General features: G+C 61.9%; 24 protein-coding genes. 3 read left to right on the plus strand and 21 right to left on the minus strand.

Annotation, left to right across the window (positions count from 1 at the left end; genetic code table 11):
- The first annotated feature begins 43 nt into the window (after window positions 1-43).
- Together flgK and flgL are read left to right on the plus strand one after the other, a co-directional pair.
- Entirely contained in the window at window positions 44-1,990 is a 1,947-nt protein-coding gene (flgK, locus tag AC1RTP_RS00295) for a flagellar hook-associated protein FlgK (protein ID WP_498603950.1), read from the plus strand.
- A 21-nt stretch (window positions 1,991-2,011) separates the two neighbouring features.
- Window positions 2,012-3,247, plus strand: coding sequence for a flagellar hook-associated protein FlgL (gene flgL, locus AC1RTP_RS00300; RefSeq protein ID WP_498603951.1), 1,236 nt, complete (start codon window positions 2,012-2,014; stop codon window positions 3,245-3,247).
- Here flgL and fliR read toward each other — a convergent pair.
- The 13 genes from fliR to fliF form a co-directional block, all read right to left on the minus strand.
- Window positions 3,147-3,980 (minus strand): flagellar biosynthetic protein FliR, encoded by an 834-nt coding sequence (gene fliR / locus AC1RTP_RS00305; protein WP_498603952.1) that lies wholly within the window; start codon window positions 3,978-3,980, stop codon window positions 3,147-3,149. The genes flgL and fliR overlap by 101 nt on opposite strands.
- Before the next feature lie 3 nt (window positions 3,981-3,983).
- Window positions 3,984-4,253: a flagellar biosynthesis protein FliQ gene (gene fliQ, locus AC1RTP_RS00310; protein ID WP_498603953.1), complete on the minus strand. Its 270-nt coding sequence runs from the start codon at window positions 4,251-4,253 to the stop codon at window positions 3,984-3,986.
- Window positions 4,254-4,264: 11 nt separating this feature from the next.
- A complete protein-coding gene (gene fliP / locus AC1RTP_RS00315) occupies window positions 4,265-5,014 on the minus strand; it encodes a flagellar type III secretion system pore protein FliP (RefSeq protein ID WP_498603954.1) in 750 nt (249 codons plus the stop codon).
- A complete protein-coding gene (gene fliO, locus AC1RTP_RS00320) occupies window positions 5,004-5,654 on the minus strand; it encodes a flagellar biosynthetic protein FliO (protein WP_498603956.1) in 651 nt (216 codons plus the stop codon). The genes fliP and fliO overlap by 11 nt, the downstream gene beginning before the upstream one ends.
- Entirely contained in the window at window positions 5,651-6,070 is a 420-nt protein-coding gene (fliN, locus tag AC1RTP_RS00325) for a flagellar motor switch protein FliN (protein ID WP_155454007.1), read from the minus strand. The genes fliO and fliN overlap by 4 nt, the downstream gene beginning before the upstream one ends.
- A 21-nt stretch (window positions 6,071-6,091) precedes the next feature.
- Window positions 6,092-7,072 (minus strand): flagellar motor switch protein FliM, encoded by a 981-nt coding sequence (fliM, locus tag AC1RTP_RS00330; RefSeq protein ID WP_498603957.1) that lies wholly within the window; start codon window positions 7,070-7,072, stop codon window positions 6,092-6,094.
- A 12-nt stretch (window positions 7,073-7,084) separates the two neighbouring features.
- Entirely contained in the window at window positions 7,085-7,606 is a 522-nt protein-coding gene (gene fliL, locus AC1RTP_RS00335; protein ID WP_498603958.1) for a flagellar basal body-associated protein FliL, read from the minus strand.
- 129 nt (window positions 7,607-7,735) lie between these two features.
- On the minus strand, window positions 7,736-9,184 hold the full coding sequence (locus AC1RTP_RS00340; protein WP_498603959.1) for a flagellar hook-length control protein FliK: 1,449 nt from the start codon (window positions 9,182-9,184) through the stop codon (window positions 7,736-7,738).
- Window positions 9,185-9,196: 12 nt separating this feature from the next.
- Window positions 9,197-9,637 (minus strand): flagellar export protein FliJ, encoded by a 441-nt coding sequence (gene fliJ, locus AC1RTP_RS00345; RefSeq protein ID WP_498603960.1) that lies wholly within the window; start codon window positions 9,635-9,637, stop codon window positions 9,197-9,199.
- 34 nt (window positions 9,638-9,671) lie between these two features.
- Window positions 9,672-11,075 carry a flagellar protein export ATPase FliI gene (gene fliI / locus AC1RTP_RS00350; RefSeq protein ID WP_498603961.1) on the minus strand — a complete coding sequence of 468 codons (1,404 nt, stop codon included), beginning with the start codon at window positions 11,073-11,075 and terminating at the stop codon, window positions 9,672-9,674.
- A gap of 1 nt (window position 11,076) precedes the next feature.
- Window positions 11,077-11,832: a flagellar assembly protein FliH gene (locus AC1RTP_RS00355; protein WP_498603963.1), complete on the minus strand. Its 756-nt coding sequence runs from the start codon at window positions 11,830-11,832 to the stop codon at window positions 11,077-11,079.
- A gap of 115 nt (window positions 11,833-11,947) precedes the next feature.
- On the minus strand, window positions 11,948-12,946 hold the full coding sequence (gene fliG / locus AC1RTP_RS00360) for a flagellar motor switch protein FliG (protein ID WP_498603964.1): 999 nt from the start codon (window positions 12,944-12,946) through the stop codon (window positions 11,948-11,950).
- Complete coding sequence (fliF, locus tag AC1RTP_RS00365; protein WP_498603965.1) at window positions 12,939-14,675, minus strand: flagellar basal-body MS-ring/collar protein FliF; 1,737 nt, start codon at window positions 14,673-14,675, stop codon at window positions 12,939-12,941. Before fliF ends, fliG begins: the two co-directional genes overlap by 8 nt.
- Before the next feature lie 169 nt (window positions 14,676-14,844).
- Between fliF and fliE the strand changes: the two genes are divergently transcribed.
- Entirely contained in the window at window positions 14,845-15,186 is a 342-nt protein-coding gene (gene fliE / locus AC1RTP_RS00370) for a flagellar hook-basal body complex protein FliE (RefSeq protein WP_498603967.1), read from the plus strand.
- Window positions 15,187-15,274: 88 nt separating this feature from the next.
- Here the strand turns inward: fliE and AC1RTP_RS00375 are convergent, their stop codons facing one another.
- From AC1RTP_RS00375 to AC1RTP_RS00410, 8 genes are all read right to left on the minus strand, one after another.
- A complete protein-coding gene (locus AC1RTP_RS00375) occupies window positions 15,275-16,036 on the minus strand; it encodes a flagellar brake protein (RefSeq protein WP_498603969.1) in 762 nt (253 codons plus the stop codon).
- On the minus strand, window positions 16,036-16,392 hold the full coding sequence (locus AC1RTP_RS00380; protein WP_498603970.1) for an EscU/YscU/HrcU family type III secretion system export apparatus switch protein: 357 nt from the start codon (window positions 16,390-16,392) through the stop codon (window positions 16,036-16,038). Before AC1RTP_RS00380 ends, AC1RTP_RS00375 begins: the two co-directional genes overlap by 1 nt.
- A complete protein-coding gene (gene fliK, locus AC1RTP_RS00385; RefSeq protein WP_498603971.1) occupies window positions 16,379-17,668 on the minus strand; it encodes a flagellar hook-length control protein FliK in 1,290 nt (429 codons plus the stop codon). The genes AC1RTP_RS00380 and fliK overlap by 14 nt, the downstream gene beginning before the upstream one ends.
- Window positions 17,669-17,682: 14 nt before the next feature.
- Window positions 17,683-18,009 (minus strand): flagellar protein FliT, encoded by a 327-nt coding sequence (locus tag AC1RTP_RS00390; protein WP_498603972.1) that lies wholly within the window; start codon window positions 18,007-18,009, stop codon window positions 17,683-17,685.
- A gap of 12 nt (window positions 18,010-18,021) precedes the next feature.
- Window positions 18,022-18,462 (minus strand): flagellar export chaperone FliS, encoded by a 441-nt coding sequence (gene fliS / locus AC1RTP_RS00395; RefSeq protein WP_498603973.1) that lies wholly within the window; start codon window positions 18,460-18,462, stop codon window positions 18,022-18,024.
- A gap of 21 nt (window positions 18,463-18,483) precedes the next feature.
- Window positions 18,484-21,141: a flagellar filament capping protein FliD gene (gene fliD, locus AC1RTP_RS00400; protein ID WP_498603974.1), complete on the minus strand. Its 2,658-nt coding sequence runs from the start codon at window positions 21,139-21,141 to the stop codon at window positions 18,484-18,486.
- 182 nt (window positions 21,142-21,323) lie between these two features.
- Entirely contained in the window at window positions 21,324-21,698 is a 375-nt protein-coding gene (locus AC1RTP_RS00405) for a flagellar protein FlaG (protein ID WP_498603975.1), read from the minus strand.
- Between the two features lie 75 nt (window positions 21,699-21,773).
- Complete coding sequence (locus AC1RTP_RS00410) at window positions 21,774-23,243, minus strand: flagellin N-terminal helical domain-containing protein (RefSeq protein WP_498603976.1); 1,470 nt, start codon at window positions 23,241-23,243, stop codon at window positions 21,774-21,776.
- Between the last annotated feature and the right edge of the window lie 81 nt (window positions 23,244-23,324).

Genomic DNA, 23,324 nt, shown 5'->3' on the forward strand with positions numbered 1-23,324 from the left:
GCAAGTGCCGTAAACTGAATATCTAGCGAAGGTAGTTAATAAAATGTCCTTACTCAGCATCGGTAAAAGTGGTTTGTTGGCTGCCCAGACGGGCCTGGCCACCACTGGGCACAACATTACCAACGCCAATGTGACCGGTTACAACCGCCAGGTGGTGGTGCAGGGCACGACGCCGCCGCTGCAGACCGGCGACGGCTTTATCGGCACCGGTACCGAAGTGGCGCAGATCAAGCGCGTCTATGACGATTTCCTGAACCGCCAGCTGCTGGGCGCCCAAACCAACCAGGCTGCGCTCGACACTTATTCGAACCAGATTGGCCAGATCGACAACTTGCTGGCCGACACCACGGTCGGCCTGTCGCCGGCGCTGTCGGATTTCTTCAATAGTGTCCAGAACGCCAACTCGAACCCGCAATCGACGGCGACCCGCCAGGCTTTGCTGTCTTCGGCTGAGTCGCTGGCCTCGCGCTTCAACGGCATTTCCGGCCGCATGAAGGAAATGCAACAGGGCGTCAATTCCGGCATCACTGCGAGCGTGAACGAAATCAATTCCTTCGCGCGCCGCATTGCCGACCTGAACAATACGATTGCCGGCTTGTCGGTCGATCCTTCCGCGCTGCCGAACGATTTGATGGACCAGCGCGATGCACTGATTGCCGAACTGAACAAGCAAGTCTCGCTGACCGTGCGTCCGGCCGAGAACAATATGCTGAATATTTCCTTCGGCACCGGCCAGCCTTTGGTGATCGGTAACCGCCCGCAGGAACTGGCGACCCAGAATTCCCCGTACGATCCGGAACGCATCGTGGTCGGCTACCAGACCCAGGGCAAGTTCTCGCCGCTGCCGGACAGCGTGATTACCGGCGGCCAGCTTGGCGGCCTGATTGACTTCCGTAACACTGGCCTGGACGTAGCCAATGCCAACCTCGGCAAGGTAGCGGCCGGCCTGGCTGATGCGTTCAACGACCAGCACAAGCTTGGGATTGACCTGAACGGCCAGTTGGGCGGCAACTTCTTCAAGGACATCCACGCCTATGTCGGCTACGACAACCGCAACTCGCCATCGAGTACGGTCAAAGTCGATGCGACCATTGTTGATGCCGCCGCGCTGACCACCTCGGATTACGACATCAACTACAACGGCACCAACTTCATCGTGACGCGCGCCAGTGATGGCGCCACCACGACGATCAACCCGTATCCGCAAACCCAGCCGCAAGTCATTGATGGTGTGGCCTTCTCGATCAACGGCACAGCCGGCGGCCCCGATCACTTCCAGGTGCGCCCGACTTACAACGCAGCCCTGGATTTCGGCGTCGAGCTGAAAGACAAGAACAAGATTGCACTTGGTGCTCCCATCAGCACCGCTGCGACGACCGGTAATACCGGCACGGCCAAGATCAGCGCAGGCTCAGTCAATTCGAACTACCTGTTGCCGGGCAACCAGCTGGCTGCGCCTGTCACCTTTGCGTATAACAAGGGGACCAACTCGTTCTCGGGCTTTACCAGCCCGGTCAATGTGACGGTGAACGGCACCACGACCACCTATGCGGTTGGCACCCCAGTCCCGTACACGGACGGCGCCAAGATGGAATTCAATGGCATCGAGTTTTCCGTCACCGGCAATCCGGCCAACAACGACACATTCACCATTTCGCCAGGCAGCGGCGTGGGCGATGCACGCAATGGCGTGCTGCTCGCAGGGCTGCAGTCGAAAAACATCCTGGATGGCGGCCACGCCACCTTCCAGGCCGGCTACGCGCAAATGGTCAATTTCGTCGGCAACAAAACGCGCGAAACCCAGATCGCCAGCACCGCCGCTGAAACCACCGTGCAGCAGGCCCAGGCCGCGCGTGATTCGGTCTCCGGCGTCAACCTCGACGAAGAAGCCTCCAACCTGCTGCGCTACCAGCAAGCCTACCAGGCTGCGGGCAAGATCATGCAAGTGGCAAACACTTTGTTCGATACTTTGCTGTCGCTGAACCAATAAGATTTTTGAAGGAATAGCATCATGGTCATGCGTATCGCCACCAAGACGATTTACGACAACGGTGTCAGCCAGCTGAACACCCTGCAAGCGCAACTGCAAAAGACGCAGATGCAGCTGTCGACCGGCCGCCGCGTGGTGACGCCGTCCGATGATCCGGTGGCATCCGCTCGTGCGCTGGAAGTATCGCAGTCGAAGGAAATGAACACCCAGTTCGCTTCCAACCGCAGCAGCGCCAAGGGCTCGCTGTCCCTGGTGGACAATACGCTCGCCAACACCGACGACCTGCTGCAGGAAATCAAGACCAAGGTTATTGCCGCCGGCAATCCAGCCTTCACGCTGGCCGACCGCGAGGCGCTGGCCAAGGAATTGGATGGCCGCTTGAACGACTTGCTGGGCCAGGCCAATGCCACTGACGGTTCCGGCGCTTACCTGTTCTCCGGCTACAAGAGTGATACCCAGCCTTTCACCCGCACTGCCACCGGCGCCACCTATAACGGCGACCAGGGCCAGCGCGAGCTGCAAGTGGCATCCTCGCGCAAGCTGGCGACCAGCGAAACCGGCTCCGCCATCTTTGAGAACAACCTGACCGGCAATGGCACTTTCCAGACCAGCGTCGACCCGAACAACGTCACGCGCGGCGGCACCGGCATTATTTCCCCGGGCGTGGTCAAGAACACGTCCGCACTGACGGGCCACAACTACACGCTGAATTTCACGGTGGTGCCTGGCACGCCGGCGACGACCACCTACACCGTCAACGACGTCACCAGCGGCACCGCTGTGGCGACGAACCAGCCTTTTACCTCGGGCCAGCCGATCGTCTTTGACGGCATGTCGATGGATGTTACCGGAGTTCCGGCCAACGGCGACGCGTTCAATGTCGACCCGAGCAAGAACCAGTCCGTGTTCAAGACCATGACCGACCTGATCTCCGCCCTGCGCGGCCCATCCGGTTCTCCGCAAGCTGGCGCAGCGCTGACCAATGCACTGAACCTGGCCAACCAGAACATCAGCAACTCGCTGGACAATGTGCTGTCGGTACGCGCCTCGGTCGGCGCCCGCCTGAGCGAAGTCGACCATCTCGACAGCGCCGGCGAAGACTTGAACCTGCAGTATTCGAGCCAGATCTCCGACCTGGTCGACCTGACCCCGACTTTTATTTCGCTCCTAACTGAGGCTTGCCCGGCATTGGCGGGCGGGTGTTCTTGCTATCCCATTCGCGCGGCAATTGCCGCGCTTTTTCGATGCCTTCGTTGACCAGGCCCTGGATCGGCATATTCATGTAGGGCAGGGTCATCATCAGCGTGAGGAAGCCGACGCCGAGGGTGATGGGGAAGCCGATACCGAACAGGTTCAGCTGCGGGGCGGCGCGCGTGAGGATGCCGAGCGCGACGTTGGTGATCAACAGTGCTGCGACAATCGGCAGCGCCAGTTGCAGGCCCGCGGAAAAGATTTTCGAGCCCCACAGCGCCAAGTCCCAGAAGCCGTCGTTGCGGAAGGAAATGGCTGCAATCGGCAGCGTGTAGAAGCTTTCTGCCAGCGCTTCCAGCAGCACCAGGTGGGCATTCACCGCCAGCACCGCCAGCGTCACCACCCACACCAGGAATTGCGATACCGCTGAAGAACGGCCCTGCGACATCGGGTCGAAGAAGCTGGCGAAACCCAGGCCCATGGTCAGGCTGGAAATCTCGCCCGCCATCTCCACCGCTGAAAACACCAGCCGCATCGCGAAGCCCATGCCGGCGCCGATCACGAGTTCGCGCGCCAGCACCGACAGCCCGGCCCAGCCGGCAGGATCCAGCGCGGGCGTGGCCGGCACGGTCGGGGAGATCACCAGCGCTGTGAATATGCCGAGTGCGAGCTTGAGCTCGTTCGGAATGCGGGCATTGCCAAAGATGGGGGAGGTGGCGATCAGCGCCAGGATGCGGGTCGCCGGCCACATCAGGGCGGCGATCCAGGTATTCAGCTCAGCGGAGGTGACGACCAGCATCGGTCACGAGACCAGCGATGGAATGCCCGTCAGCACCTGGCGCATGTAGTCGACCATCACGGACAGCATCCACGGCCCAGCCACCACCAGGGTGACGAACACGCCCACCAGTTTCGGGATGAAGGACAGGGTCGCTTCGTTGATCTGGGTGGCGGCCTGGAAGATCGAGACCACCAGGCCGATCACCAGCGCGGCCAGCAGCAGCGGCGCCGCCACCAGCAGCGTGACTTCCATGGCCTGGCGGCCCATGGTCATGACGGTTTCCGGATTCATGGCGAGCCTCCCTAGTAGAAGCTCTGGGACAAGGAGCCCAGCAGCAGTTGCCAGCCATCGACCAGCACAAACAGCATCAGCTTGAACGGCAGCGAAATCACGGCGGGCGACATCATCATCATACCCATCGACATCAGCACCGACGCCACCACCATGTCGATGATGAGGAAGGGGATGAAGATGGCGAAGCCGATCTGGAAGGCGGTCTTCATCTCCGAAGTGATGAAAGCCGGCACCAATATCTTCAGCGGCACGTCTTCCGGACCTTGCAGCGCCTGGCTGCGTGAAATCTTGACGAACAGCGCCAGGTCGGACTGGCGGGTCTGTTTCAGCATGAAGGTTTTCAGCGGCACGGCGGCGCGGTCCATCGCCTGCTGCATGGTGATCTTGTTGTCCTGCAGCGGTACCCAGGCATCGGTATAGATCTTGTCGAACACCGGGCTCATGACGAAGAAGGTCAGGAACAGCGACAGGCCGATGATCACCTGGTTGGGCGGCGCCGATTGCGTGCCGAGCGCCTGGCGCAGCAGCGACAGCACGATCACGATACGGGTGAAGCCGGTCATCATCAGCAGCGCTGCCGGGATGAAGGTCAGCGCCGTCATCAGGATCAGCGTCTGCAGCGTCAGGCCATAGGCGGTGCCGCCGCCCGCTGCGGGGGTGCTGGTGAACGCTGGGATGGTTGGTTCGGCTGCTGCGATCAGGGGCAGCAGCAGGGCGGCGCAGGCGGTAGCGCAGCGCAGTGCGCGATTATTTGCCATTGCGCTTTTCAATCGTCTGTTTGAACCATTCGGCGAAATTGGCTCCCGGGATTGGCTGTGCATTCGCCAGTGCGCTTTCGTCGATTTCCTGGCGCGGCATGGTGGCCAGGGCGTTCATACGGCCGGGCGAGGCGCCGACCACAATCCATTGCTCGCCAACTTCCACCACCAGGATGCGTTCGCGCGCGCCGACGCTCAGCGCGCCGACCAGCTTGACCGTGGTGCCGCCGGTGATGTGTTTCGGGCCGAAGCGCTTCAGCAGCCAGGCCAGGCCGACCAGCAGGGCGATGACGAAGCCGAGCGACAGGATGGTTTGAACCAGGGAGCCGGCGGCGGAAGGGGCTTGCGCGGCCAGCACATTGTTGGGCGCCGGTGCGTTGGCAGGGCGGGCGCCGGCCAGGGCGGCTTGCTGTTCGGGCGTGGCGGCAGTGGCAGCGGCGGGCGCAGTGCCGGCTGCTGCTGGAGCAGCGCTATCGGCAGCGGGGCCATCGGCTTGCGCAGCGGGTGCTGCGGTGCTGTTCTGGCCGCTGGTGGCGATGGTATCTGGGGAAGAGGCTTGCTGCGCCAGCGCTGGTGCGCCGGCGAGACAGAGGGCGGCCGCGAAAATCAGCGGCCGGAGCGGACGGAAGTCATGCTTCATTTATTCAGTTTTCGGATGCGTTCGGAAGGCGTGATGATATCCGTCAGGCGGATACCGAACTTGTCGTTCACCACCACCACCTCGCCCTGGGCGATCAGGCAGCCGTTGACCAGCACGTCCATCGGTTCGCCGGCCAGGCCGTCCAGTTCCACCACCGAGCCCTGCGCCAGTTGCAGCAGGTTCTTGATGGCGATCTTGGTGCGGCCCAATTCCACGGTCAGCTGGACCGGGATATCGAGGATGAAGTCGATATCGTTATGGGTTTCGGTTTTGTTCGGCTGCTTGGAAAAGTCCTTGAACACGGCGGCAGTGGCGGCCTGGTTCTGCATAGCAGCAGCCTCGGCAGCGGCCTGCTCGGCAATCGCGGCGCCCCAATCGTCATCCATGCTTGTATCGTCGTCTTGATTGTCCGACATGTTTCTCTCCTAAATACTGCCTTATTTCATATTATCGGCGTTTGCCAGCAGTTTCTCCACCATCAAAGCGTATTGCCCGTTCAACACACCATAAGTGCAGTCGAGCACGGGGACGCCATCGACGGTGGCTTCGATCGTTTCCGGAATCGAGAGGGGGATCACATCACCCACTTTCATGTTCAGGATTTCATCGAAGCTGACCTTGGCCGTGCCAAGCTTGGCAATCAATTCCACTTCGGCGATCTGGATCTGCTGCGTCATCAGGCGGATCCAGCGCTTGTCCACTTCCAGCGCTTCGCCCTGCAGCGAGGAGGTCAGCGCGTCGCGGATCGGCTCGATCATCGAGTACGGCATGCAGAAGTGGATCTGGCCCGACACCGAACCGAGTTCGATGGTGAAGGTCGACGCCACCACCACCTCGTTCGGCGTAGCGATGTTGGCGAACTGCGTATTCATTTCGGAGCGGATGTACTCGAACTCCACCGGGTACACCGGTTCCCACGATTTGGTATAAGCCTCGAACACGATATCGAGGATGCGCAGGATGATGCGCTGCTCGGTCTGGGTAAAGTCGCGGCCCTCGACGCGGGTGTGGAAACGGCCATCGCCGCCGAACAGGTTGTCGACCAGCAGGAACACCAGGCCCGGATCGAACACCATCAGGGCCGTGCCGCGCAGCGGCTTCATGTGCACCAGGTTAAGGTTGGTCGGCACCACCAGGTTGCGGATGAACTCGGAATACTTGGACACGCGCACCGAGCCGACCGACACTTCGGCCGAACGGCGCAGGAAGTTGAACAGGCCCACGCGCAGTAGGCGCGCGAAACGCTCGTTGATAATCTCCAGGGTCGGCATACGGCCCCGGACGATGCGCTCCTGCGTCGCCAGGTTGTAGGTCCGGACACCCGATGTCTCCTCGGGCGCAGCGACGTCGTCCTGATCGCCGTTGACACCCTTTAAGAGGGCATCAACTTCTTCCTGGGAGAGAAAATTATCAGCCATGCTTCACTGACCTTACTGGATGATAAACGCGGTAAACAGTACTTCGGACACTTCCTGGTGCTCGCCGCCGCTATCAAACGGCTGGTTGACGGTCTCCAGGACTTCCTTGCTCAGCTGCTGCTTGCCTTCCGGCGTGTTGATCTCGGACGCATGCTTGCTCGACAGGAGCAGCAGGATGCGGCTGCGCAGCTTGGGCATATTGGTTTTGATGACTTCCGACTCTTCCAGGCTGCTGGCTTGCAGCGTCATGGCTACCTGCAGGTACTGGTCGCCGTTTTCCGGCTGCAGGTTGACGGTGAACTGTTCGACCGGAATGTAGACAGGCGGGCCGGCTTTCTTGGCAGGCTTCTTGGCTTTCTTCGCCGACTTCTCATCTTGCGAGTGCTCTTCGCCGCTGTCGCCATGCATGAAGAACCAGGCAGCGCCGCCGCCGGCGAGGGCGAGCACCAGCACCGCGACCACGATAATGATCAGCTTCTTCTTGGAGCCACCGCCAACCGGTGGTGCTGCTTCTGCCTTCGCATCAGCCTTCATTTTTGGATTCGCTTTCAATTCTGCTGCCCTGGATGCAAGAGTTTTATCATGACGCCATTATGTCATTATCGGTAAAGCATGCGGGGAGCGATGCGCCGAAAAGAGGCAGGAAGCGGGGCTATCTCTGCCTTAAGCGAAGGTATCGACTGCGCTGAGCACGCTGCGGCGTACTTGCGGCGCCGGCTGGATGCTCGCTTCTCCTTCAGCGCCATTGCCATTCTGACCATTGGCGACGCCGCGGCCGCGGCCGCCCGAGGCCATCTCGGCGAAGGCTTGCTGCTGCTCCTGGCTGCCTGACGATACGCTGGTATTGCCGAGCGAGATGCCGGCGTCACCCATGGCTTCGCGCAATTTTGGCAGTGCCTGTTCGAGTGCGGCGCGCACTTCCGGCTGGGCGGCGGTGAAGGCCACGCTGGCCTGGTCGTTCGATACGTTCAGCACCACTTGAAGCGGGCCCAGGTCGGGCGGGTTCAGGGTCAGGGTGGCGCTTTGTTCGCCGCCATTAACCATCCAGATCACTTTCTGGCCTAGTTGCTGGTCCCAGCCCTGGCTGCCGACACGTGCGTGCAGCTGGTTGCTGGCGACGGACTGGGCGGCTTGCGCGTTGCCGGCACCGGCTGGCGCCAGGGCGGCTGTGGCAGCTTGCAGGGCGTTCGCCTGCGGCTGGATGGCTTGTTTGGCGTCCTTGGCGGCCAGGTCGGCAGCTTTGGCGTCTGCGCTGGCTTGTTGCAGGGCTGCCTTGAAGTCCGTGCTGCTTGCGGCGGCTTTGTCGCTGCCGGCGGCGTCGGTTGCTGCGCCGTGGCCCAGCTTGGCCAGTGCGTCGGCCATGTCAGTGTCCTGGTCGCCGGTCGCGGCCTTGCCAGCGGCGGCGCCATCGGCTGCGGCCTTCGCAGCAAGCAGGGCAGCCTGGTCGACCGGCATTCCTTCGGTACTAAGGCGATCGGCAATGCCGGTGCGGCCGCCTTTGCCATCCAGGACGGCATCGCCAGCGAGCGCTGCGTCGGTGGCGTGGGAATCCTTGCTTGCTGCAGCAGCGGCTGCTGCGGCTGCGGCACTCGCGGCGGCGGCATCGGTCGCCGCTGGCTGGCCGTAACCTTGAATCATTGCAAGCATGTCGGCGACGGCGTCGCTGGCGGCTTGCGTGTCATCAGACTGGTCCGCGGCCGAGGCGCTGTCGGCGGCGGAAGCTCCGCCAGCCGTGGCGTTCGCGCCGCTGGCGCTGCCGTTCGCTGCGGATGCATCAGCTTTGGCGCCATCGGCTTGCTGGGCTTCGTTTGCTTGCGCGGACTGGTTGTTCTGCTGGGCCTTGGCTGGCGCCTGCGAATTGTTCGTGCGAGCGGCTTGCTGGCTTGGCTGTGGCTGTGCTTGCGGCTGGGCCGGCTTTGGCGCTTCGGCGCGGCGCTGGGCTGCGGATGGCGCCTGCTGCTGGGCCGATGGCGGCAGGGTGGTAGCCTGGCGTTCGATCTGGTGGTTCAGGGCCTGTGCGAACTGCTGGTCTTCCTGCGCGGCATTGGACGAGCGGCCGGAAGCCGTGTTGCCCGAGAGGAGAGGGGAGTTCTGTACAGTCTGGGTTTGCATGTTCGAATCGGTCTAGCGTTTGAAAAATGCCTGGCGGGAGGCGTGTTCGTCCATGGCTTTCTGGTCGCGCTTGGCTTCCTTCTTGAGCTCCTGGGCTTCGGCCCGGTCGCGCAGGGTGGAATAAGACATGCGCTTGCGCTCGCAGTCTTGCCAGACTTGCTTTTCCTGGTCGCCGCGCGCTTTGCTGTGCCGCACCACTTCCTGCTGGCCCTGGATCGCCATATCCAGTTTCTCCATGAAAGCCTGGAAATTGCGATAAGCCATAGGCGTGATGCCTTGCTGCTGGGATTCGTCGAAGCGGCGGCCATACTCGTCGCGGTAGCCGACCAGCATGTTCAGCTTTTCCTCGGCATCAGCGGCGGCTTTCAGGGCCGCGCCAAGGCGCTTGGCCGCATCGTCGGTTTCCCGTTGCGCCAGGTCGATTAAAGTTTCAAGTTGCTGGGTAGAGGCCATGATGGTCAATTATATGCAGGGCCGGCAGGACTAATCAGTCGAATAGAGAGGTTAACTGCCCCAAACTCTCGGGCATGTTCACCTGCTCGGTAATTTGCTGTTGCAGGAATTGCTCAATCTTATCGTGCAGGGCGATGGCCTGGTCAAGTACAGGATCGGTGCCCGGCGTGTACGCCCCGACAGCGATCAGGTCGCGGCTGCGTTCGTAGCGCGAAAACAACTGTTTCAGCTTGCGCGCCTGGTTCTGGTGGTTGTGCGTCGTGATCGAGTGCATGGCGCGGCTAATTGACTGTTCGATATCAATTGCCGGGTAATGGCCGGCTTCCGCCAGGCGGCGGTTCAGCACGATGTGGCCGTCCAGGATCGCGCGCGCGGAGTCGGCAATCGGGTCCTGCTGGTCGTCGCCCTCGGTCAGTACGGTATAGAAAGCCGTGATCGAGCCGCCGCCCACTTCGCCATTGCCGGCGCGCTCCACCAGGACCGGCAGCTTGGCAAACACAGATGGGGGATAACCCTTGGTCGCCGGCGGTTCGCCGATCGCCAGGGCGATTTCGCGCTGGGCCATGGCGTAGCGGGTCAGTGAGTCCATGATCAGCAGGACGTTCTGGCCCTTGTCGCGGAAGTGCTCGGCAATCGCGGTGGAATAGGCGGCGCCCTGCATGCGCATCAGCGGCGGCGTATCGGCTGGCGCTGCGACGACGACTGAGCGGCGCAAGCCTTCTTCGCCCAGGATCTGCTCGATGAATTCCTTCACCTCACGGCCCCGCTCGCCGATCAGGCCGACCACGATGATGTCGGCTTCGGTGTAGCGCGCCATCATCCCAAGCAAGACAGATTTACCGACGCCGGAACCGGCGAACAGGCCCATGCGTTGGCCACGGCCCACGGTCAGCATGGAGTTGATGCAGCGCACGCCCACGTCCAGCGTTTCGACGATGGGCGCGCGGCCCAGCGGGTTGGCGGGACGCACATTGATCGGCGCCGAATCGCTGGTCTGGATCGGGCCCAGGCCATCCAGCGGACGGCCGGCGCCATCGACCACGCGGCCCAGCAGCTCGGGTCCGACGGGCAGGTGGCGCGCGCGGTCGCTTGGGCGGCGGCGCGGATGGTTCACGGTGCCTGGTTTCGGTACGCTTTGTTCGACAGGGAAGACGCGGGTGCCGGGAATGATGCCTTCGACATCGCTTTGCGGCATGAGGAACAGCTTGTCGCCTTCAAAGCCGACTACTTCCGCTTCCACTTTGCCGCCGGAGGGCAGGGGAACGGTGCAGGCGGCGCCCACGGCCAGGCGCAGGCCGACCGCTTCCATCACCAAGCCCGCCACGCGCGTGACGCGGCCCGAGACTTGCATCGGTTCGACGAAGTCGACCAGGGTGGCGCAGTCGTTCAGGTAAGAACGCCAGCGGCCTGCGTGTACTTGCGTGTCCGGGGCGCCCATATCAGTCGATCCAGTCAATGTCCTTGCCGAGCGCCAGGCTCAGGCGCTGCCAGCGCGAGGCCACGGTGGCGTCGATCTGGTTGGAGGCGGTGTCGACCTTGCAGCCGCCGCGCTCGATGGTCGGGTCGTCGATCACGCGCCAGCCGCCTTTGTCCAGTTCTTCGGCGATGCTTTCGCGCACCACGGAAGCGTCTTCCGGATTCAGGATCAGCAGCGCGGGCTGCTGCAGCACCGGAAGGTATTCGATGGCTTCGCGCACGACCGGCAGGATCAGTTCGGGCTTCACGCGCAGGGCGTTTTTCAGCATGCCCTTGGCCAGGTGCAGGGCCAGTTCCAGCACTTCGTTGCTGATAGCCTGGTCGGCTTCGCGCAGGGCGGTGCTGAAGTTGTCGGCGATCTGGCGGATAGGTGCGAGAGCTTGTTCGGTGGAGGCGCGCTGCTCGTCCAGGGCCTGGGCCATGCCTTCTTCTTGGCCGGCCTTGAAGCCTTCGTCGTACGCCTGCTGGCGCGCTTGCTCGCGGATGGCGGCCAGTTCCTCTTCGGTGGGGTAGTCGAGGGCGGGGGCGTGCTCGGCTCCGGCTCCGGTATATTCGGCTTCCTGTACTTCTGCCAGTGCAGCGGCTTCTTCAGCCGCGACAGCACGCGCTTCCGCTTCTTCGCGCTCGCGCTGGGCCACGGCGCTCGGGCGCGAGTCGCCGAAGGAACGTAGTTCCCAGCGTTGGTAGGCGGTTTGTTGTTCTTTTGGGATGGTTGTCATTTATCGAAACCAGAAATGCGGTGTCTGACCCGCAGGGTCAGACACCCGGCCTGCGACCGACGCGTATTGGTGTCTGACCCTGCGGGTCAGACACCGGGTTACCGGTTTAGAACTATTAAACAAACGAATCCTCACCCTTACCACCCAGCACGATCTGCCCTTCATCCGCCAGGCGGCGCACAATCTGCAGGATCTGCTTCTGCTGCGTTTCCACTTCGGACAGGCGTACCGGGCCTTTGTTTTCCAGGTCTTCGCGCATCATCTCGGACGCACGTGCCGACATATTCCTGAAGATCTTATCGCGCAGATCCGGCGATGCACCCTTCAGCGCAATGATCAGCATCTCCGACTGCACTTCGCGCAGCAGCAGCTGGATGCCGCGGTCGTCAACATCGATCAGGTTATCGAACACGAACATTTCGTCCATGATCTTCTGCGCCATATCGTTGTCGTAGTTCTTGATATTGTCCATCACGTTCTGTTCCTGCTCGCCGGACATGAAGTTCAGGATCTCGGCCGCCGCGCGGATGCCGCCCAGCGTCGATTTCTTGATGTTTTCATTACCGGACAAGAGCTTGGTCAGCACGTCGTTCAATTCGCGCAAGGCCTGCGGCTGCACGCCGTCCAGGGTAGCGATACGCAGCACTACGTCGTTGCGCAAACGGTCGGTGAAATGGCCCAGGATCTCACAAGCCTGGTCGCGCTCAAGGTGCACCAGGATGGTGGCAATAATCTGCGGGTGTTCGTTGCGGATCAATTCCGCCACGGACTGCGAATCCATCCACTTCAGCGACTCGATACCGGAAGCATCCTTGCCGCCCAAAATGCGCGACAGCAGCACGGACGCCTTGTCGTCGCCCAGAGCCTTGGTCAGCACCTGGCGGATGTACTCGTCCGAGTCGAGGCCCACGGTGGACGCGGCCGCGTACTGGTCGCGGAAGTCGTCCAGCACATCGACCACCATTTCATGCGGGATGTTTTTCATGGTCGCCATCGAGGCGCCGAGTTTCAGCACTTCGCGCGGGCCGAGGAACTTCATCACCTCGGCCGCTTCGCCTTCACCCATGGCCAGCATCAGGATGGCGGCCTTTTGCAGTCCGGTATTCTCAGTCATTGTTGCCTATCCATTCCTTGATGACGTTGGCGACGATGCGCGGATCTTCTTGCGCCAGTTTCTTCGCCAGCGCCAGGTTGTCGCGGTAGGTGCGGGCAGTGTTTTCTTCCATCTTGGCGATTTCCTCCGCCAGCATTTCTTCCGGTGTCGGGCCCAGCGGCTCGGCGATCGGCTCTGGTTCTGGTTCCGGCTCCGGCTCGTTGATCGAATCGATCTTCTTGAATACCGGACGCATCATTGGACGAACGATACGCAGCAGGATGTAGAGCAGGATCAGGGCCGTGATCAGGAACTTCGCGAGCTCCTTCGCCAGCGGCAGGTTGGCCGGATCGCGCCACCATTCCAGCGGTGCTTCCGGTTCTTTGTCGACACCGTCGAATGGCGCATTGGCCACGCTGACGGAATCGCCGCGGTCCTGGTTGTAGCCCATGGCTTCCTTGACCAGGCTGTTGATCTTGGCCATCTCGTCCGCGCTCAGCGGCTTTACGATGACCTTGCCGTTTTTATCGATGGTCCTACGGTAGTTTACTACGACGCCCACCGTCATGCGCTTCAGTCCGGCCATTGCCTTCTGTTCATAGCGCACGGTCTTGTCGACTTCGTAATTGGTAGTCGATTCCTTATGCGAAGGGCCGGCCGCGGTCGTCGCCGCGCCAGTGCCTGGCTGGCCCGGAGCACCGGCAGCGCCTGGCGGCGTGGTAGTCAGCGGGGCAGTGGCCACGCCCGGCGGCTGGTTCGACAAAGCGCCAGGAATACCGCCAGGATTCTGGTTCGCGGTACCGGAAGTTTCAATGCTTTGCTGGCTGCGGATGGCGGAAGCGGCCGGCGGCGAATTCGGCTTGAAGGATTCCGCCGCCTGCTCGATGGCGGAGAAGTCGACGTCGGCCACTGCCTCGGCGCGCACATTGCCTTCGCCCACAATCGGCTTGATGATGGATTCGACTTGCTTGATGACCTGGCTCTGCAACTCCTGCACGTACTTGAGCTGGGATGCATCGAGATTCTTGGCGTTGCCGGCCGCGTTGCCGTTTTTGTTCAGGTCCGACACGAGGTTGCCGGCCTGGTCCACCACGGTCACGTTGGCGGGCGACAGTTCCGGCACGGAAGAAGCGACCAGGTGCACGATGGCGCTGACCTGGGCCGGATCGATCATGCGGTTGGCGTGCAGTTGCAGGATCACGGAAGCGGTCGGCTTCTGCTGGTCGCGCACGAAGACGGACGGTTTTGGCAGCGCCAGGTGGACGCGCGCCGATTCGACCGCGCCGATGGACTGGATGGAGCGCGCCAGCTCGCCTTCCAGCGCGCGCTGGTAATTCACCTGTTCCAGGAACTGGGATACGCCCAGCTTCTGGTTTTCCATGACTTCAAAGCCGACATTGCCGCCTTTTGGCAGGCCCTGCTGCGCCAGGCGCAGGCGCACGCTGTGCACTTGTTCGGAAGGCACCAGGATGGCCTGGCCGCCCTCAGCCAGCTTGTACTTGACCTGCATCTGGTCCAGCGCGGCGGTGATGGCGCCGCCGTCCTTGTCCGTGTAATTGGCGAACAGGACTTTGTAGTCCGCTTCCTTATTCCACATCCACAGGATCAGGACGAGGGCCAGTACGCCCGCCACTGCGGCCCCGCGCACCACCATCTTGCCCATAGGGGTTTGGAAGAAGGCGAAGCGGCCCTTGGGCGCCTGCTGGGCTTCTGGATCTTCGATTTCGACTTGTTCTGCGGCAGCAGCCATGGGTAATCACTGTGGGTTAATGGGCCTGTTGCACATTATCAGGTGCTGTTGCGCCCTTTAAAGGCCCGAATAGGCGCCCGTTTGCCTTCCTGCTCAGGGCTATCCCCTTGCTTTCACAAGGGTATTCTGGAAGCCTGAAAACAGGAATATTGTATCTTGGAGTCAACTAATGAGAACAGGCGGAATTGATTCTAGCCAAATCCAGGCCATGATCGCCCAGCTGCATGCAGCGGCGACAAAGCCCACGGTCACCCCGCCGGCAATCCAGACCGAGCAGGCGGTACAGAAACCGGACTTCAGCAACGCCCTCAAAGGCGCGCTGGATGCTGTCCAGGCGAGCCAGGACCAGGCCGAGGGCCTGAGCAAGCGCTTCCAGATGGGAGACGACTCCGTCAACCTGTCGGATGTGATGATTTCGATGCAAAAAGCCAGCATCAACTTCCAGGCCACCGCCCAGGTGCGCAACAAGCTGGTGCAGGCCTACCACGACATCATGAATATGCAGGTCTAAGCCAAATGTCCACCTTGGGGTCAGGAACAGAAGTGGACATTTCCGCAGGAATGTCCACTTCTGTTCCTGACCCCAAGGTGGACATTTGCTATTCGAGGCCGGCGATGCGGGCGTTGCGTTCGCGCTCGAGCTTGGTGATGTAGCGCTGTACGGCGTTCAGGGCGGAGCGTGGCAGGTCGACAAACTGGCATCCCAGGCGTCGGTTGGATTTGTTGTTTAAAAGCGTCAGGTCCAGTGAGTTGCGGATCTGCAGGCCGGTGGAAATCGTGCCAATTTCAGGTAGTTCAATGCGGCAGTCGTTGTAGACCTTGCCGATCGTGTCACCCAATACCAGGCTGTTATCGAGGATTGCAATGCCGCCGCAGCTGATGTCGGCCAGCGGGAAGGCTTTGCTGCCGCCGCCCATTTCGGCCGGCTGTGGGATCAGCGCGCGCACCGGATTGGTGACCGGCGTCGCCATGCGGTAGAACTCGCGGCGCTGCAGGCGGATCAGGCTGGCAGGCAGTGGCATTTTGAAGGCTGGGCTGCCTTCAAAGGTGCAGGATTCGATGTGGTCGCCGCCAAACATGATGCGGATCTTGTCGAGCGTGGTCTCGAAGGAGAGGCGTTTGGCGCTAAGGATGCGGCGGTTTTGGTCGGGACTGATCGAGCAGTCGAGGATGACGTTGCCGCCGTCGGCATCGACCTCGAGGATGGACGTGACGCACACGTCGGACTCGCCGGCCACCAGCATGCGGATCAGCTGGTTCTTTTCGCCGATGCTGCGCAGCAGTGCGGTGATTTCTCGGCGCGAGGTGACCTCGAAATCATGCCAGTTCTCCAAGTCCGATTCCGAAATATAGCTCTGCATCAAAGTCCATTGTCTGGGGATTCATTCGGTACGCTGAGATCCGGCGCCGGGGGCGGGGGCTTGCCAGTCTTTTGCGCTGCTTCAATATGATAAAGCCATGCTAACAGTTCCGCAATTACACGGTAGAGCATGGGCGGGATCTGGTGGTCCAGGTCCACTTCCATCAGCAGGGAAACCAGTTCTTTCGACTCGTGGATGTGCACGCCGTGCTCGGCGGCGACGGCGATAATCTGCTCGGCTACCAGTCCGCGCCCTTTTGCGACGACTTTTGGTGCCGCTTCGCCGCTCTTGTAGGCGAGGGCGACTGCGCTTTGCAGCGGCTTGCGCGGCGGGTCCTGGCTGTCAGCTTGCGCCATCGTTCGCCTCCGCATTGATGGCAAGCGAGGTCAGCGGCGCACCGGCCGCGTCCATTGCTTGCTGCAGGGCGCCGGCCCAGGCGCGCAGGGTGGCTGCCGTGTCTTCCGAGCCGGACTGCACGGAGATATGCACTTGGTCGCCGACCAGGGTGACGTTGGCGGCGACCTGGCCCAGCATGGGGAAGCGGAATCGTACGCCGCTGCGCCAGACGGAATCGGCGCCTTCACCATCGCGCCCTTCGCGGCGGCCCTCTTTGCCGCCGCCTTCATCGCGCTGGTCGCGCTCAACCTGCCATTGCATTTGCTGTCCGGGCCAGGCTTCACCTTGCCACATGACTTTGCCTTGTTCGTGGGTGTGCAGCTGCTGGTTGATCATTTGCGCTGCCGACAGGTCCGGCCCTGCCAAGGTTTTTGCGATAGCCTCCGCCTGGCCTTGCGCGGCGCCTTGGGCGGCAACCTGGCGCTGCATCTGCGGTTCGCGCTGCAAGTCCTGCAGCGAGCGTTTGCCTTCGGCCCATTCGGCCACGTGCGATTCGTAGAACAGGCCGCTGTCGCCGAGGGCGCGCTGCAAGCCTTCGCTGAGCTTGGCTGTGTCGGGCGGCCCCCCGGCGCTCAAAGGCGTCTTGCCGTTGATGGTGACCGGTACGCCAGGCGTGGTGTAGGCCGAGGCGAGGGCGCTGGCGATGGCGCGCGCGGCCGGGCTCAGGGCGGCTTGCGGCGTGTCCTTGCCCAGTGACGGCAACTGGTCGGCGGGCACCAGCGGCGCCTTGCTCAAAAGGGCGGCGCCGGGGCTCAGGGCGCGGCCCTGGGCTTGCGCGGCGGCAGCCTGGCTGGAATGGACGCCTTCCGCTTCGGCGCCTGCTTGCGGCTGTTTGCCGCTGAGGTTGAGGATGGCTGCCTCCTGCGAGGGCAGGCGGCCCTGGTTCGGCATCTCGGGCATCTGGTCGCCGCTGACAAAGGTGGCCATCTGGCCCGCCTGGGGGCTGCCGGCGCCCACTTGCAGCGTGGCGCGCGGCTGCCCGCTGACCACGGTCAAGGGCAATTCATCGCCGGTATTGATACCATTGGGCAGCAGCATGCGCGCATTGGTGTCGGCCACGCGCACGAGGAAACTGCCATCGGAGAATTTGTTGAGGACTTGGGCGGGCAGGGTTTGCCCGACCATTTGGGAGAGTGCGCGCTGGAAGGCTTCCTGACGCGGCGCGGCAACCGCTTGCGCAGACGTTGTCGCGCTGGTGGCGCTGACGCCCCGGACATCCAGGCGCGGGGGCAGCATGATCGCCGCCCCGATCAGACGGCGCCGTAGGCGGCGGCCAGGCGCCGTTCAGTGCCGGTGTTGTTGATCAGTTTGGACAGCTGCGCCATCCATGGCATGGTCAGGTCGCGGATCTGGCGGTCGTCGTCCAGCATCTGCTTGATCAGGCCCAGCTTTTGCTGGCGCTCGCCGGCGTCCAGCGTCACGGCTTCTTCGTTGCCGCGCAGCGCAGCCACGTGGACCGCCACTTCGGTTTCCAGCGATTCCAGTCCATCCCAGTCGGCCACCGTTGCCGCCGTCACCATCTTGCGGGTCAGTGCGGCCATGGCGGAGTAGGCGGTCAAAACTTCTGCGTTCGTCATTATCATCCTCTATTACATGCTGGCGAAGGCAGCAGGCTGGGCGTTGGTGTTGGTATCAGCGGCGGCGCCGCCAATCTGGTTCCAGGTGTCGCGCAGGTCGACCAGCAGGCCGCGCACTTCTTCCAGGATCACAGGATCGTTCTTGATGTTCGCTTCCAACAGGCGGCGGCTCATGTAGTCGTACAGCGCCTCCAGGTTGCGGGCGATCTCACCGCCGACTTCCTTGTCCAGGCTGGCTTTCAGGCCGTCGTCGATGATGCGGATGGCTTTGGAGATGGCATTGCCTTTTTCCTGCACATTGCCGGCGTTCATTTGCGTCATGCCGGTCATAATGGCGGCCAGCGCACCGTCGTACAGCATGACGATTAACTTGTGAGGCGAAGCCGATGTAACGCCGGTTTCCAGGCCGACTTTCGCGTAGGCGTTGACGCCGCGTGAGGTGGTTCCAAACATGATCTCTCCTTAATGCTGCGCTCAGCTGTTGGAGGCGATAGCCGCCAGTTGCTGAGTCAAATACGCTTGCGTGCTCTGCATCTTCGACAGGGTCACATCCAGGGCGTTGAACTGCGCCCGATAGCGTTTTTCAATATCATCCAGCTTGGACGAAAATGCGTCGCGCTGTTTGGCCACATCCTTGATGCTCTTGTTCAGACCGTCAGTCACGGAAGTCAGCAAGCCGCCAGTACCCAGGAAGGACGTCGCCAGATTGTTAAGCTGGTATGCATAGCCTTGCGAGAAACCGACGGTGCCGCGGTCGCCAAGTGCGCCGCCAGTGACTTCAATCTTCAGGCCTTCCGCATCGGTGCCATCGGCGCCAGTCAGGGTCTGGCCGCTGCCAACAACAGCTTTACCACCCAGGGTGCCGGCTACATCGGTGCCTACCACCGGCGCGGCGCCGCCGAAGATGCCGCCTACCGTGCTGCCGCTGACATCGCTCAGGGCGATATTCGAAGTCGAGCCGTATTTGCTGGAGGACAGCACCAGCTTGCCATTGCTGTCGATCGAGGCCGCAACGGTGGCGCCTTTCGACGAAAACGCGGAAGAGCCATTGATCGACGACTGCACAATTTTCGCCAGCTGGTCCGGGGTATAGGTACCGGCCGGAATGGTGACGTTGGCGGTGTTGCTCGAACTACTCGGCGTCGTATCGTTCAGGGTCACCGACCATACCGTGTTGGCGTTGACGGTGGTGCTGCCGCCAACAGCTGCAGAGCTGGTCAGCGCGCCTTGGCTCGCCAGGTTCGTGATGTTGAGGTTGAACGAGCCAGGCTTGGTCTTGGCGGTCGAGCTGACAAAGTTGACATTCGGGTCAGTCGCTTTACCGATCGCGGAGAACAGGCCGGCGATGTCGGCGAAATTGGAATCCATCGCCTTGCTCAGCTTGCCATCGTCCAGGTTCAGCGTGCCGTCCTTGCCGAAGGTAATGCCGACCTGGCCCAGGTTGGTCAAGCCGCCCGACAGGCCGGTGATCTGGCCACCCAGCATGCGGCGCAGCTGGGACATCATGGACTGTGCCGTGGGATCGCCTTGCAGCGGGCCCGCTTTCTTGGTTTCCGGATCGTAGGCGGTGAGCTTTTTCAGCGAGCTGCTGAGGTCGTTATACGCCTTGACGAAGGCCTGCAGGTTCGTCTTCACGCTGCCGGTGTCGCGCGCCACGTTAAGAGTGCTGGTGCCGACCTGGTTGACCGTCATGCTCACGCCCTGGATAGCTTCGCTGACCGTGGACGAATGGCTGCTGACGGCAATGCCGTTGACGGTCAGCTTGGTGTCCTGGGCCGCCGTGGTCTGCTGCATGGACTGGCTGCCGCTTGGGTCATAGCCAAGCAAGGATTGCAGGGCAGCCTCAGGCGGGTTGTTGCCATCGCCGCTCAGGCTGATTTTCATCGAGGCGTTTTCGCCGGTCTTATTAGACGTCAGGACCAGGTGGTAAGGATTGCTGCTGCCGTCGGAAACAATAGTCGCGGTCACGCCCAGGCTGGCTTTATTGATCGCATCAGCCACGCCTTGCAGCGTGTTATTGCTGCTGTCGATTACAACCGAGCCGGAAGGCTGGCTGGCGTCCTGGGTAAACCCACCGCCCAGCATACTGCCGCCGGTGCCTGCCGTCAGTCCGGCTGCGGCTGGGTTGGTGCCGGCGATGGTGATCGGATTGCCGTTGGCTGCCGCCAGGGTCACGCTGCTGGCGGAGGTGTAGCTGGCGCCGGCATTGGCCGCGCCCGCGGCAGTCTTGGCGCCGCCGGTCACGCCGGTCGCCGTTTCGGTGATGGCAACGCTGGCGCCGCTGGCGCTGCGGAATTCCAGGGTGCCCGCTGCTGCGCTGCCAGTGAAGGTGATGCCTGCCGCTGCCAGTGCGGTGGCAGTGGCGCCGCCGGCATTGGCCAGGTCGGCATCGAGCGAGGCGGCAGTGACGCCGGCGCCGGCAGCGACGCCCGCGCCTTGGGCCGCGATCACGGTGTTGCCAACCTTCAGGCTGTAAGAGCCGCCAGCATCGGTGGCCACGTCGCCGAAGGTCGAGAAGATATTCGATACGCTGGCGGTCACGCCGGTGGTACCGCTCTTTTCGTTGATGGCGGCGGCCAAGGTGCTCGCGCTATTCGTGCTGGACGACGTTGCAATCGCGGTGCCGTTGATGCTGAGCGAACCATTGCTCAGGCCGCTGGTCAGCATGGACGAGCTCAAGCCAGTGCCTTGCAAGCCGAAGCTGCCGCTGGCGCTGCCGAACTGGAAAAACAGGGTGGTCGAGCCGCCGAGGCCGATGCTCGAAGTCTTGCTGGCCATGCCGCTGGTCATCAGGGTCTGCGCCTGGGCCAGTTGGGAAACGTTGACGCGGTAGTTGCCGGCCACGGCCTTCGATGTGGCCGAAGCGCTCAGCACGTCCTTGCTGCCCACGGTCGTGGACAAACCATTGAATGCGGTCGCGGAATTCAGGCTGCTCAGTGCACTTTGGAATACGCCGACGGCGCCGCTCAGCTGGCCGTAGGCGCTGACCTTGGCCTGGTAAGACGCGGTCTTCCTGTCGTAGCCAGACAGTGGCGCAGCTTCAGCCGCCATCAACTTATCGACGATGTCGTTGACGTTCAGACCGGAACCAATGCCCGGTGATGCAAGTGCTGGGGTAGAAGATACGGCCACGGCAAACTCCTGAGGTAACAAGATAAGTCTAACTTGTTTACGGCAGATTCAAAGGGGACTTGAGAGGGGGAAATACCTGTTTATTCGTGTCCGAAAAGGCAATCTAGCCGTCATGGCAGCATAACGTAAAAAGGCCCGGACTGCCGCAAGGACAGGCCGGGCCTCAAATACATTGCCAGCGTTCAGGCTTCGTGGTCCACCAGCAGGCCACCTTTGAAAGCGTCGATGGATTTCGCAATCTCCAGTGCTTCCGGAGTGGGAATCTGTCGCAGGACTTCCTTGGTGTGCTGGTCAATCACTTTGACGATCGTGCGGTGGCTGTCATCGTCGATGGAAAACACCAGGCTTTGGGCCCGTTGCTGCACCGACTTGTTCAGTTTGTTGACTGCGTCTTCCACTTCTTTCCTGGAAGGCACTGCCTCCTTGGCCTTGACCGCATCGATGGTCTCAACCGTAGCAGCTGGGCTACGGCCTGCCACCGGCAAGGCCACGAAGTCGTAGCCCGCAATGCTGCGGTCAGCCCGCGGCACAGTTGCAGTTATTGAATCGATAGTCATACAGACCTCCTACGGAAAATTCCCCGGTCCGGCGAACCGGAGCGGGGAACCGCTTTTTACCTAGCTATTTGGCGATTAGCCGCGCAGCAGGCTCAGCACGCCGTTTGGCAGGGAGTTAGCCTGGGCCAGCATGGCGGTACCAGCTTGTTGCAGGATCTGGCCGCGGGTCAGGCTTGCGGTTTCTGCAGCGAAGTCGGTATCCACGATACGGCTACGGGATGCAGACAGGTTCTCGGTCGTTGCGCTCAGGTTCGAGATCGTCGACGAGAAGCGGGACTGCAGTGCACCGAAGGCAGCGCGCTGGTTGTTCACGGAAGCCAGTGCGGCGTCAGCGATCTTGATTGCCAGCTGGGCGTTGTCGAAGGTGGTCACGTCCAGGGAAGCGACCGATTGCAGTTTCGACACACCGGTAGCACCGGTACCCACAGCGAAGCCCGAGCCAGCGTCGGTGATTGCGAAGCTGTTTTCCGAGTCGAAGGTCACGCGGCCGTTGGCAATCGCCACTGCACCAGCGCCTTTGGCGTCGAATGCTGCGCTCAAAGTACCTGCGGTTGGCGTGTTGTAGTTGGACACGTTCAGCTTGACGTTGGCTGCTGCGGCGTTGTTGGTGACCTTGATGTCGGCGCCGGTAGCGTGCGACAGTTTCAGGCCGCCCAGCTTTTCGTCGTACTGTGCGGTGATGCCGGTCTTGGCGGACTGCGCGTTGATGGCGTTGATGCCGGCTGCATAGTCAGCTGCGCTGCTGGCGGTACCACCCACGGTGAAAGCGACGGTCACAGGAGTACCTGCGTTGTCGGCTTCCAGCTTCAGGTTGTACGACTCAGCACCCAGGTTCAGGTTGACGTCGGTACGTGCAGTCGCGGTCACGCCGGTGGAGGCGGTCTGCTTGTTCACGTTGGCGGCGATCGACTTGGCGCTGTCGGTGGTAGCGGTAGTGACGCTTGCCGAACCACGGGAGCCTGCAACGGTGATGGTCGAAGCAGCGGCGTGGCTGGTAGCGATTACGGCAGCGGCGTCGTTTTCAACGCGGTTGTCACCGTAGGTGCTGGTCAGGAAGTTTGCGCCGGTTGCCTGGATGGTCTGGTTGGCATCAGCACCTACCTGGAAGGTAGCGGTGCCCATGGTGCCGTCCAGCAGAGCCTGGCCGTTGAAGGTGGTGGTTTGTGCAACGCGGTTCAGTTCTTGCGCCAGCTGGCCAACTTCAGTCTGCAGAGCTTGACGGTCGGAAGCCGAGTTGGTTGCGTTGGAGGACTGCACTGCCAGTTCGCGGATACGCTGCAGGATGTCGCCGGACGAAGCCAGTGCACCTTCAGCGGTTTGAGCCATCGAAACGCCGTCGTTGGCGTTGCGGGTAGCTTGGTTCATACCGCGGATCTGGGAAGACATACGGTCGGAAATTGCCAGGCCCGCCGCATCGTCCTTGGCGCTGTTGATACGCAGACCGGAGGACAGACGTTGCAGGGAGGTCGACAGGCTGCTCTGGGATGCGTTCAGGTTGCGCTGCGAGTTCAGGGAGGCGATGTTGGTGTTGATTACGGAAGCCATGGTATTTCTCCATTCGGTACAACTGATTGGGCAATTCGCTCATTCACATTGGCCCGCTACGCTGTTCTGTAGCGATCAAGC

It is taken from the genome of Pseudoduganella sp. GW821-FHT11H04 (genome assembly GCF_058807935.1).

What these genes read in the sequence shown, in the direction of transcription:
- flgK (WP_498603950.1), top strand. Translation starts at nt 44, where the DNA reads ATGTCCTTACTCAGCATCGGTAAAAGTGGTTTGTTGGCTGCCCAGACG.
- flgL (WP_498603951.1), top strand. Translation starts at nt 2,012, where the DNA reads ATGGTCATGCGTATCGCCACCAAGACGATTTACGACAACGGTGTCAGC.
- fliR (WP_498603952.1), bottom strand. Translation starts at nt 3,980, where the DNA reads ATGCTGGTCGTCACCTCCGCTGAGCTGAATACCTGGATCGCCGCCCTG.
- fliQ (WP_498603953.1), bottom strand. Translation starts at nt 4,253, where the DNA reads ATGAATCCGGAAACCGTCATGACCATGGGCCGCCAGGCCATGGAAGTC.
- fliP (WP_498603954.1), bottom strand. Translation starts at nt 5,014, where the DNA reads ATGGCAAATAATCGCGCACTGCGCTGCGCTACCGCCTGCGCCGCCCTG.
- fliO (WP_498603956.1), bottom strand. Translation starts at nt 5,654, where the DNA reads ATGAAGCATGACTTCCGTCCGCTCCGGCCGCTGATTTTCGCGGCCGCC.
- fliN (WP_155454007.1), bottom strand. Translation starts at nt 6,070, where the DNA reads ATGTCGGACAATCAAGACGACGATACAAGCATGGATGACGATTGGGGC.
- fliM (WP_498603957.1), bottom strand. Translation starts at nt 7,072, where the DNA reads ATGGCTGATAATTTTCTCTCCCAGGAAGAAGTTGATGCCCTCTTAAAG.
- fliL (WP_498603958.1), bottom strand. Translation starts at nt 7,606, where the DNA reads ATGAAGGCTGATGCGAAGGCAGAAGCAGCACCACCGGTTGGCGGTGGC.
- AC1RTP_RS00340 (WP_498603959.1), bottom strand. Translation starts at nt 9,184, where the DNA reads ATGCAAACCCAGACTGTACAGAACTCCCCTCTCCTCTCGGGCAACACG.
- fliJ (WP_498603960.1), bottom strand. Translation starts at nt 9,637, where the DNA reads ATGGCCTCTACCCAGCAACTTGAAACTTTAATCGACCTGGCGCAACGG.
- fliI (WP_498603961.1), bottom strand. Translation starts at nt 11,075, where the DNA reads ATGGGCGCCCCGGACACGCAAGTACACGCAGGCCGCTGGCGTTCTTAC.
- AC1RTP_RS00355 (WP_498603963.1), bottom strand. Translation starts at nt 11,832, where the DNA reads ATGACAACCATCCCAAAAGAACAACAAACCGCCTACCAACGCTGGGAA.
- fliG (WP_498603964.1), bottom strand. Translation starts at nt 12,946, where the DNA reads ATGACTGAGAATACCGGACTGCAAAAGGCCGCCATCCTGATGCTGGCC.
- fliF (WP_498603965.1), bottom strand. Translation starts at nt 14,675, where the DNA reads ATGGCTGCTGCCGCAGAACAAGTCGAAATCGAAGATCCAGAAGCCCAG.
- fliE (WP_498603967.1), top strand. Translation starts at nt 14,845, where the DNA reads ATGAGAACAGGCGGAATTGATTCTAGCCAAATCCAGGCCATGATCGCC.
- AC1RTP_RS00375 (WP_498603969.1), bottom strand. Translation starts at nt 16,036, where the DNA reads ATGCAGAGCTATATTTCGGAATCGGACTTGGAGAACTGGCATGATTTC.
- AC1RTP_RS00380 (WP_498603970.1), bottom strand. Translation starts at nt 16,392, where the DNA reads ATGGCGCAAGCTGACAGCCAGGACCCGCCGCGCAAGCCGCTGCAAAGC.
- fliK (WP_498603971.1), bottom strand. Translation starts at nt 17,668, where the DNA reads ATGCTGCCCCCGCGCCTGGATGTCCGGGGCGTCAGCGCCACCAGCGCG.
- AC1RTP_RS00390 (WP_498603972.1), bottom strand. Translation starts at nt 18,009, where the DNA reads ATGACGAACGCAGAAGTTTTGACCGCCTACTCCGCCATGGCCGCACTG.
- fliS (WP_498603973.1), bottom strand. Translation starts at nt 18,462, where the DNA reads ATGTTTGGAACCACCTCACGCGGCGTCAACGCCTACGCGAAAGTCGGC.
- AC1RTP_RS00405 (WP_498603975.1), bottom strand. Translation starts at nt 21,698, where the DNA reads ATGACTATCGATTCAATAACTGCAACTGTGCCGCGGGCTGACCGCAGC.
- AC1RTP_RS00410 (WP_498603976.1), bottom strand. Translation starts at nt 23,243, where the DNA reads ATGGCTTCCGTAATCAACACCAACATCGCCTCCCTGAACTCGCAGCGC.